A 2,088-nucleotide genomic window follows, 5' to 3' on the forward strand; every position below is an offset into this window, starting at 1 on the left:
GGCTGCCGCCGCTGCCGCCCATGCACTGGGCGTGCCGCTGGATGGGATCGTCGCCGGGCTGCAGGCGCTGCAGCCGGTCAAGGGCCGCGCGGTAGCGCAACTGACCGCCAGCGGGCTGCGTGTGATAGACGACAGCTACAACGCCAACCCCGCGTCAATGCTGGCGGCGATTGATATACTGAGCGGCTTTTCCGGGCGCACCGTCCTGGTCCTCGGAGACATGGGCGAACTCGGTTCCTGGGCCGAGCAGGCCCACCGCGAGGTGGGCGCCTACGCCGCTGGCAAGGTGTCCGCGCTCTATGCGGTCGGACCGCTGATGGCCCACGCCGTACAGGCGTTCGGCGCCACGGGCCGGCACTTCGCCGACCAGGCCAGCCTGATCGGGGCGCTGGCCACCGAACAACCGACAACCACCATTTTGATCAAGGGTTCCCGCAGCGCGGCGATGGACAAAGTCGTCGCGGCGCTGTGCGGTTCCTCCGAGGAGAGTCACTAATGCTCCTGCTGCTGGCCGAATACCTGCAACAGTTCTACAAGGGCTTCGGCGTCTTCCAGTACCTGACCCTGCGCGGCATTCTCAGCGTGCTCACCGCGCTGTCGCTGTCGCTGTGGCTGGGGCCCTGGATGATCCGTACCTTGCAGATCCGCCAGATCGGCCAGGCCGTGCGCAACGACGGTCCGCAGTCGCACCTGTCGAAGAAGGGCACCCCGACCATGGGCGGCGCCCTGATCCTTACCGCCATCGCCATCAGCACGCTGCTGTGGGCGGATCTTTCCAACCGCTACGTGTGGGTGGTGCTGGTCGTTACCCTGCTGTTCGGTGCCATCGGCTGGGTGGACGACTACCGCAAGGTGATCGAGAAGAACTCCCGCGGCCTGCCGAGCCGCTGGAAGTACTTCTGGCAGTCGGTGTTCGGCATCGGCGCCGCCGTGTTCCTCTATATGACTGCCGAAACCCCGATCGAGACCACCCTGATCGTGCCGATGCTGAAGAGCGTCGAGATCCAGTTGGGCATCTTCTTCGTGGTCCTGACCTACTTCGTCATCGTCGGTTCGAGCAATGCGGTGAACCTCACCGACGGTCTCGACGGCCTGGCGATCATGCCGACGGTAATGGTTGCCGGCGCGCTGGGCATCTTCTGCTACCTGTCGGGCAACGTGAAGTTCGCCGAGTACCTGCTGATTCCCAACGTACCGGGCGCCGGCGAGCTGATCGTGTTCTGCGCCGCGCTGGTCGGCGCCGGCCTCGGCTTCCTCTGGTTCAACACCTATCCGGCGCAGGTCTTCATGGGCGACGTCGGCGCGCTGGCGCTGGGCGCCGCGCTGGGCACCATCGCGGTGATCGTGCGCCAGGAGATCGTGCTGTTCATCATGGGTGGGGTGTTCGTCATGGAAACCCTCTCGGTGATGATCCAGGTCGCTTCCTTCAAGCTGACCGGACGCCGCGTCTTCCGCATGGCGCCGATCCATCACCATTTCGAACTGAAAGGCTGGCCGGAGCCGCGCGTGATCGTGCGCTTCTGGATCATCACCGTGATCCTGGTGCTGATCGGCCTCGCCACCTTGAAGCTGCGTTGAGGACGAAGAGAGCATGAGCCTGATCGCCTCCGACCACTTCCGCATCGTTGTCGGCCTCGGCAAGAGCGGCATGTCCCTGGTGCGCTACCTGGCGCGCCGCGGCTTGCCTTTCGCCGTGGTCGATACCCGAGAGAACCCGCCGGAGCTGGCCACCCTGCGTGCCCAGTATCCGCAGGTGGAAGTGCGTTGCGGCGAACTCGACGCCGAGTTCCTCTGCTCCGCCCGCGAACTCTATGTCAGCCCCGGCTTGTCGCTGCGCACCCCTGCGCTGGTACAGGCCGCCGCGAAAGGCGTGCGCATCTCCGGTGACATCGATCTCTTCGCCCGCGAGGCGAAGGCCCCGATCGTCGCCATCACCGGTTCCAACGCGAAGAGCACCGTGACCACCCTGGTGGGCGAAATGGCGGTGGCCGCGGACAAGCGTGTCGCCGTCTGCGGCAACCTCGGCACCCCGGCGCTCGACCTGCTGGCCGACGACATCGAGCTGTAAGTGCTGGAGCTGTCGAGCTT

At 65.6% G+C, this 2,088-nt stretch carries 2 protein-coding genes and 1 pseudogene; all 3 read left to right on the forward strand.

Annotated elements, in window-relative coordinates:
* The coding region (locus tag FFS27_RS32095; RefSeq protein WP_272483180.1) for a glutamate ligase domain-containing protein at positions 1 to 496 on the forward strand (496 nt) is incomplete at its 5' end.
* Complete coding sequence (mraY, locus tag FFS27_RS32100) at positions 496 to 1,578, forward strand: phospho-N-acetylmuramoyl-pentapeptide-transferase (protein WP_003094129.1); 1,083 nt, start codon at positions 496 to 498, stop codon at positions 1,576 to 1,578. The genes FFS27_RS32095 and mraY, both read left to right, overlap by 1 nt.
* A gap of 13 nt (positions 1,579 to 1,591) precedes the next feature.
* Positions 1,592 to 2,065 (forward strand): annotated as a pseudogene (gene murD, locus FFS27_RS32105) (UDP-N-acetylmuramoyl-L-alanine--D-glutamate ligase); the annotation flags it as partial.
* Between the last annotated feature and the right edge of the window lie 23 nt (positions 2,066 to 2,088).

It is taken from the genome of Pseudomonas sp. 2VD (genome assembly GCF_005503585.1).
In the GTDB taxonomy this organism is placed as follows: Bacteria; Pseudomonadota; Gammaproteobacteria; order Pseudomonadales; family Pseudomonadaceae; genus Pseudomonas; species Pseudomonas aeruginosa.